We start from the raw sequence: 7872 nt of genomic DNA on the forward strand, positions 1-7872 counted from the left end.
GTGCATGACGTGCTCAGCGAGCGGGCAGGAGTGTCGCCGCTCACCTGAATCGCATCGAGGCACAGATGGCAGTCCGCACCCCGCAAGGGCTTTACGACCCGCAAGACGAACGCGACGCCTGTGGTTTCGGCATGGTCGCCCAGCTCGACGACCAGCCATCGCGCCTGTTGGTGGATACCGCCATCGCTGCGCTGTCGCGCATGACCCACCGCGGTGGTGTCGCCGCCGACGGCCTCACCGGCGACGGCTGCGGCCTGCTGCTGCGCAAGCCCACGGTGTTCCTGCGCCAGCTGGCCGAAGAAGCTGGCATCGCGCTCGGCCCCAACTTCGCTGCTGGCGTGGTGTTCCTGCCGCACGATGCTGACGCCGCGCAGCGATGTCGCGCCGAATTGGATGCACAGCTGCGCGCCGCCGGCTGCCATCCGCGCGGTTGGCGTGAAGTCCCAACCGATGACAGCGTTTGTGGTCAGTTGGCGCGTGACACGCTGCCGAAGATCGAACAGGTGTTCGTCGATGCCGACATCGAGCAGAGCGCCGAACAATTCGCGCTGGCGCTGTTCATGGCCCGCCGCCGCAGCGAACAGACCCTCCGCGACGTCGCCGACTACTACGTCACCACGCTCAGCGCCGAGTCCATCAGTTACAAGGGCATGGTGCTGCCGGACAAGCTGAGCACCTTCTTCCCCGACCTGCAGCGCCACGAACTGGCATCCAGCGTGGTGGTGTTCCACCAGCGCTTCTCCACCAACACGATGCCGCGCTGGCCGCTGGCCCATCCGTTCCGCATGCTCGCCCACAACGGCGAGATCAACACCATCGAAGGCAACCGTCACTGGGCGCAGGCGCGCAGCAAGGTGTGGAAGACGCCGAAGTTCGACATCGCCGAGCTCGACCCGGTGATCTCGATGCACGGCTCCGATTCGCAAAGCATGGACAACATGCTGGAGCTGATGGTGGCCGGCGGCATGGAGCTGATTCAGGCGCTGCGCATCCTGGTGCCGCCGGCAACGCAATCGTTGGAATTCAAGGACGCTGACCTCGCCGCGTTCTACGAGTTCTATGGCTTGAACAGCGAGCCGTGGGATGGCCCGGCCGGCATCGTCGCCTGCGACGGCCGCTATGCCGCCTGCACGCTTGACCGCAACGGCCTGCGCCCGGCGCGCTGGATGCTGACCTCCGACCGCCACTTCCTGGTCGCCTCCGAAGCCGGTGTCTGGGAAGTGCCGACCGAGCGCGTGGTGCGCAAGGGCAAGCTCGGCCCGGGCCAGATGATGGCCATCGACCTCAAGCGTGGCGACCTGCTCGACTCGGAAGCCATCGACCGCATCAACCGTGCACGTGCGCCCTACAAGCAATGGCTGCATCAGGGCGTGACCTACCTGCAGACCGAGCTGATCGATCCCTCGCTGGCCGAGGAACCGTTCGACGAAGCGACACTGCGCAGCTACCACAAGCTGTTCCAGCTCACGACCGAAGAACTCGAGCAGGTGCTGCGGCCGCTGGCCGAGACCGGCCAGGAAGCCACCGGTTCGATGGGCGATGACACGCCGATTGCCGTGCTCAGCCGCCATACCCGGCCGCTGTACGACTACTTCCGCCAGGCCTTCGCGCAGGTCACCAACCCGCCGATCGATCCGCTGCGCGAAGAGTGCGCGATGTCGCTGACCACCCAGCTCGGCAAGGAGACCAACATCTTCCACGCCGGTGCGGAGACGGTGAACCACGTCATCCTCAACTCGCCGGTGCTGAGCCAGCGCAAGCTGCGCCAGCTGCTGAAGATGGACCAGTACGTCGAGCGCAACCGTTTGATCGACCTGTCCTACAGCGTCGAAGAAGGCTTGAAGGCCGGCATCGAGCGCATCTGTGCCGAGTGCGAGCAGGCCGCGCGCGACGGCGTGGTAATGCTGCTGCTGTCCGACCGCTACCCGGTCGCCGACCGCCCGATGGTGCACGCACTGCTGGCCACCAGCGCCGTGCATCACCATCTGTCCAGGGTCGGCCTGCGTTGCGACGTCAACCTGATTCTGGAAACCGGCACCGCCCGCGACGCGCACCACATGGCCTGCCTGCTGGGCTTCGGTGCGACCGCGGTGTATCCGTACCTGGCCTACCAGACGCTGTTCGATCTTGGCCGGCGCGGCATCCTGCTGCTGAAGAAGGGCGGTGAGGTTTCACAGATCGGCCGCAGTTACCGCAAGGGCATCTACAAGGGGCTGAGCAAGATCATCTCGAAGATGGGCATCTGCACCGTCGCCAGCTATCGCGGCGCGCAGCTGTTCGAGATCGTCGGCCTTGATCCGGATGTGGTTGAACTGTGCTTCCCGGATACCGCCGCACGCATCGGCGGCGTTGGCTTGGCGCGACTGGATACCGAAGCCCGCGAGCTCACCGTGCGTGCCTGGAATGACCTGGCCGAGCCGGAAGTCGGCGGCCTGCTCAAGTACGTGCATGGCGGTGAATACCACATGTACAACCCGGACGTGGTGATGACGCTGCAGCGCGCCTCGCGCACCGGCGACGCCGAAGACTGGCGCAAGTACATGGACGCGGTGCATTCGCGCCCGACCTCGGCGCTGCGCGATCTGCTGCAGCTCAAGCCGGCAGCAACGCCGGTGCCGCTGGACGAAGTGGAACCGGCCGAAGCGCTGTTCAAGCGTTTCGATACCGCCGCTATTTCGCTGGGCGCGCTGTCACCGGAAGCGCACGAAGCGCTGGCGATTGCGATGAACCGTCTCGGCGGCCGCTCCAACTCCGGCGAAGGCGGCGAAGATCCCGCACGCTATGGCACCGAGAAGCGTTCCAAGATCAAGCAGGTTGCTTCCGGCCGCTTCGGCGTCACCGCCGAATACCTGGTCAACGCCGAAGTGCTGCAGATCAAGGTCGCACAGGGCGCCAAGCCCGGCGAAGGTGGCCAGCTGCCCGGCCACAAGGTCAACGAACTGATCGCACGCCTGCGTTACGCCAAGCCCGGTATCGGCCTTATCTCACCGCCGCCGCATCACGACATCTATTCGATCGAAGATCTGGCGCAGCTGATCTACGACTTGAAGCAGGTCAATCCGGATGCGCTGGTGTCGGTGAAGCTGGTTTCGCACGCAGGCGTCGGCACCATTGCTGCCGGCGTAGTGAAAGCTGGCGCAGATCTGATCACCGTGTCAGGCCATGACGGCGGCACCGGTGCCTCGCCGATCAGCTCGATCCGCTATGCCGGCGTGCCGTGGGAACTGGGCGTGGCCGAATCGCATCAGGCACTGGTCGGCAATGATCTGCGTAGCCGCACCATCCTGCAGACCGACGGCGGTTTGAAGACCGGTCTGGATGTGGTCAAGGCCGCGCTGCTGGGCGCCGACAGCTTCGGCTTCGGAACTGGCCCGATGATCGTGCTGGGCTGCAAGTACCTGCGCATCTGCCACCTCAACAACTGCGCCACCGGCGTCGCCACCCAGGACGAGCGCCTGCGTAGCGGCTACTTCACCGGCATGCCGGAGCGCGTGGAGAACTTCTTCCGCCTGCTCGCCGAAGAAGTGCGCGAATGGCTGTCGTACCTGGGCGTGCGTTCGCTGGATGAAATCGTCGGTCGTACCGATCTGCTGGAGCAGCTGGAAGTGTCGCCGCGCGAAGGCGTCAAGGTTGATCTGTCGCGCCTGCTGGCACCTGCCCACTACGACGGTGAGCATTGCGCCGCACAGCGCCTGTACCAGTCGCCCGACAGCCTGGCCACGCAGATGGATGTTCTGCTCGCCAGCGCCATCGCCAACAAGCAGGGCGGCGAACACCGCTTCCTGATCCATAACACCGACCGTTCGGTCGGCACGCGCCTGTCCGGCACCATCGCCCGCGCGCACGGCAACCACGGCATGAGCGAAGCGCCGTTGAGCCTGCGCTTCCGCGGCACTGCCGGGCAGAGCTTCGGTGCATTCAATGTTGGCGGTTTGAATCTGGAAGTCGAAGGCGAAGCCAACGACTACGTCGGCAAGGGCATGGCCGGTGGCCGCCTGGTGGTACGTCCGCCGCGCGGCGCCCGCTTCGAGGCACGCAACACCGCAATCATCGGCAACACCTGCCTGTACGGCGCCACCGGCGGCGAGCTGTTTGCCGCAGGGCGAGCCGGCGAACGCTTCGGCGTGCGTAATTCCGGCGCGCTGGCGGTGATTGAAGGTGCTGGCGACCACTGCTGCGAATACATGACTGACGGCGTGGTAGCGGTGCTCGGCAAGGTCGGCCTGAACTTCGGTGCCGGCTTCACTGGTGGCCTGGCCTATGTGCTCGACGTCGACCGTGATTTCGTCGACCGCTACAACCACGAGCTGATCGACATTCACCGCATCTCGACCGAAGGCTTCGAGAACCATCGCCAGCATCTGCACACCTTGATCAGCCGTCACCGCGAGTTGACCGGCAGCATCTGGGCGCAGCAGATCCTGGACGAGTTCCGCGATTACGTCGGCAAGTTCTGGTTGGTCAAACCCAAGGCCGCCAGCATCGAGTCGCTGGCCGAGTCTTTGCGCCGCGCCGCTTGACGGCTTGAGCCCCTCTCCCGCCAGCGGGAGAGAGGTTGGGGTGAGGGCAGCTTTAAAGCCCCCTCATCCGCCCCTTCGGGGCACCTTCTCCCGCCTGCGGGAGAAGGGCTCCTCCCCAGACATCACGAGTCCGCCATGAGCCGCAAGCAAGCCTTCCAATTCCTCGATCTGCCCCGCACCATGCCGCAGCGCATCCCTGTGGAATTGCGCACGTCCGGCGATTGGGGCGAGCTCTACGGCAAGTTCGACAAGGGTGACGCGCAGTACCAGGCCGGGCGCTGCCTGGATTGCGGCAACCCCTATTGCAGCTGGAAATGCCCGGTACACAACGCCATCCCGCAGTGGCTGCAGCTGGTGCAGGAAGACCGCATCCACGAAGCGGCGACGCTCTGCCATTCGACCAACCCGTTGCCGGAAGTCTGTGGCCGCGTCTGCCCGCAGGATCGTCTGTGCGAAGGCAGCTGCACGCTTGAAGAGTTCGGCGCGGTGACTATCGGCGCGGTCGAGAAGTACATCGTCGATACCGCGCTGGCCACGGGCTGGAAGCCTGATCTGCATGCCGTTGAGAGCACCGGCAAGCGCGTGGCAGTCGTTGGTGCAGGCCCCGCAGGTTTGGCCTGTGCCGATCGCCTCGCACGTGCCGGTGTACAAGCCGTGGTGTTCGACCGTTACGAACAGATCGGTGGCCTGCTGCAGTTCGGCATCCCCAGCTTCAAGCTGGACAAGAGCGTGATCGATCGTCGCCGCGAGATCCTCGAAGGCATGGGTGTTCAATTCCGTCTTGGCGTGGAGATCGGCCGCGATATCAGCATCGAGCAGTTGCAGGCCGATTACGACGCCGTGTTCCTCGGCACCGGCGCCTACCGTTACACCGATGGCGGCTTGATTGGCCAGGACCTGAAGAACGTGCTGCCTGCGCTGCCGTTCCTGGTGCAGAACAGCCGCATCGTCAGTGGCAACGACCCGAAGGGCCGGCCGATTGCCGGCTGGGAAGACCAGATCGCCCTACCCGACCTCAACGGCAAGCGCGTGGTGGTGCTCGGCGGTGGTGATACCGGCATGGACTGCGTGCGCAGCGCGATTCGTCTGGGCGCGGCCAAGGTGACCTGCGCTTACCGTCGTGATGAAGCCAATATGCCGGGCTCGGCACGCGAAGTTGCGAACGCCCGCGAAGAAGGTGTGCGCTTCCTGTTCAACCGCCAACCGCTGGCGATCGAAGCCGGCGCTGATGATGAAGTTATCGGCGTGACTGTGGTCGAGACCGAGCTCAGCCCGCCGGATGCCAATGGCCGGCGCAATGCGGTGGCCATTGATGGCAGCGAATCGCTGCTGGAAGCGGATGTGGTGATTATTGCTTTTGGCTTCTCGCCGACATTGCCGGAATGGCTTTCGTCGCAGGGCGTAGAGGCCAGCAGCAACGGTCGCATCATTGCTGGTGGTGCTACGCGCCTGCCGTTCCAGACACACAACGCGAAGCTGTTTGCCGGTGGCGATGCGGTGCGCGGCGCGGACCTGGTAGTGACGGCTGTTGCTGAAGGGCGTGACGCTGCTGAGAGCATTGTTGCTTTGTTGAAGCGGTGATTGCTGGACCGCGCTAAGAGCGCCCTCACCCCTACCCCTCTCCCGTTGAAACGGGAGAGGGGACCACATCGGTATTGTTTACCTGCCTGCTGGCTCACTGCTTCGGCCACCGCCCGCCAGTGAGCCCCGAATTCAAGCGCCAGAAAACGCGATGCGCCCTACGTGCGGTAGCTTTGGCTGCTGCTTTGGCTGCTGCTTTGGCTGCTGCTTTGGCTGTTGACTACCAGTTCGCGTAGTAGCGACCTACTCCCTTCTCCCGCTTGCGGGAGAAGGTGCCCGAACGGGCGGATGAGGGGAGCTCTTGCGGTAGCTTTGGCTCCAACGCCATCAACCAGCCGACACCCAGCTGCCCTACACTCAAGAACTCCGCATAAAGGAAAGTCGCAATGCGCATCGGTCTGGCCGCAAACCGTCTCCATCACGAAAGCGCCGACGCCGCGTTGTTCCGTTGGCTCCGCGCCAGCGAGAAAGGCATTCGCGAGCTTGGCGTCGAGTTGCACGCCGTTGGCCGCACCTACGACGCCATTGCCAGCACCCACCCGCTGCAGAACTACCCTGCACTTCAACGCTATCCAAATGGCCGCGAAGGCGGCTTGATGAAGCTGGTAGCTGAAGTGGTCGGCATGGGCACCCCGGAGCGCACACTCGACGGCGCGATCTACTTCATCGACCCGGTAGATCCCTCATCGGTGTTCCCTGAAGCAATCGCACTCAAGCGCCAGTGCGTCATCCACGGCAAGCCTTTCATCTCCACGGTAGCCACCGCGCGTGACTGGATTGAAATGGAGCGCATCCACGCAGGCTTCGCTCCGGATCCGGGCGCAGATGATCTGCACGACTTCAGCAAGCAGACGCTGGCACTGATCGCACACGATGCGCGCAAACCACAGATGCTGGCGTTCGCATCAGAGCACTTCGACCTGCTGTCGCAGTTTGAGCAGCGCATCGGCACCGGCACCACCGGTCAGCGCTTGAACGAGATGGCTTGGAGCCGCGGCTGGCCACGCGGTCAGGAATGGATCCACCGCTTCCAGAGTGGTCCGCTCGGTGGCGATGCGCAGATTGCAGATCGTGTGCTTGAGCACCGCTGCCAACGCGCGATCTTCTTTGAAGATCCGCATGTGGCGCGCCAGCATGAAGCGGACATCCAGCTGCTGGAGCGCGCAGTGACGACAGTCACTGATGAGGCTGTGTGCATCACCGCACCGAACATCGCTGCCCGTTGGGCAACAGCAGCACAGGCTCGCCAGAAAGCCTGACTGTAGTGCCGAACCATGTTCGGCAGGGGCATTCCAAGTAGCGCCGCAGTAACCCGATGCTTTGGCTTTTGGCTTTTGGCTTTTGGCTTTTGGCTTTTGGCTTTTGGCTTTTGGCTTTGGCTTTTGGCTTTGCCTTTGGCTTTGCCTTTGGCTTTGGCTTTAGCTTCTGCCTCGGTTTCTGCTCTAGCTCTTTCTTTCCCTTCTCCCGCCTGCGGGAGAAGGGTTGGGATGAGGGCAGCTTTTGGCTTCTGGCTTGGTACAAGCCTTTCTGCGTCGTTGCCTCTACGAGCTTCGCGGCTTACGCCGCTCCCACAAAAGCCTGCCATAGCTGCCACAAGCCTGTCTTTGCTCCAGGCAAAGAAAAACCCCGCTGCTTCTGGCAGCGGGGTTTTGGTTTAAATCCTGACGATGACCTACTCTCGCACAGCTTAGGCTGCACTACCATCGGCGCGGCTACGTTTCACTTCCGAGTTCGGGATGGGATCGGGTGGTTCCATAGCGCTAATTTCATC

The 7872-nt window shown here is 63.6% G+C and carries 3 protein-coding genes and 1 rRNA gene; 3 read left to right on the forward strand and 1 reads right to left on the reverse strand.

The window, feature by feature from the left end; genetic code table 11:
- The first annotated feature begins 65 nt into the window (after positions 1 to 65).
- The 3 genes from gltB (at position 66) to ACVOLR_RS00685 (ending at position 7360) form a co-directional block, all read left to right on the forward strand.
- Positions 66 to 4520, forward strand: coding sequence for a glutamate synthase large subunit (gene gltB / locus ACVOLR_RS00675; protein WP_481534731.1), 4455 nt, complete (start codon positions 66 to 68; stop codon positions 4518 to 4520).
- A 135-nt stretch (positions 4521 to 4655) separates the two neighbouring features.
- Positions 4656 to 6101 carry an FAD-dependent oxidoreductase gene (locus ACVOLR_RS00680; protein ID WP_481534732.1) on the forward strand — a complete coding sequence of 482 codons (1446 nt, stop codon included), beginning with the start codon at positions 4656 to 4658 and terminating at the stop codon, positions 6099 to 6101.
- Between the two features lie 386 nt (positions 6102 to 6487).
- The gene (locus tag ACVOLR_RS00685; protein WP_481534733.1) at positions 6488 to 7360 is read left to right on the forward strand and encodes a methylglyoxal synthase; all 873 of its coding nucleotides are present in this window, start codon (positions 6488 to 6490) and stop codon (positions 7358 to 7360) included.
- Positions 7361 to 7760: 400 nt separating this feature from the next.
- Here the strand turns inward: ACVOLR_RS00685 and rrf are convergent.
- Positions 7761 to 7872 (reverse strand): 5S ribosomal RNA (gene rrf, locus ACVOLR_RS00690); the annotation flags it as partial.

It is taken from the genome of Stenotrophomonas sp. STEN030, assembly GCF_056759995.1.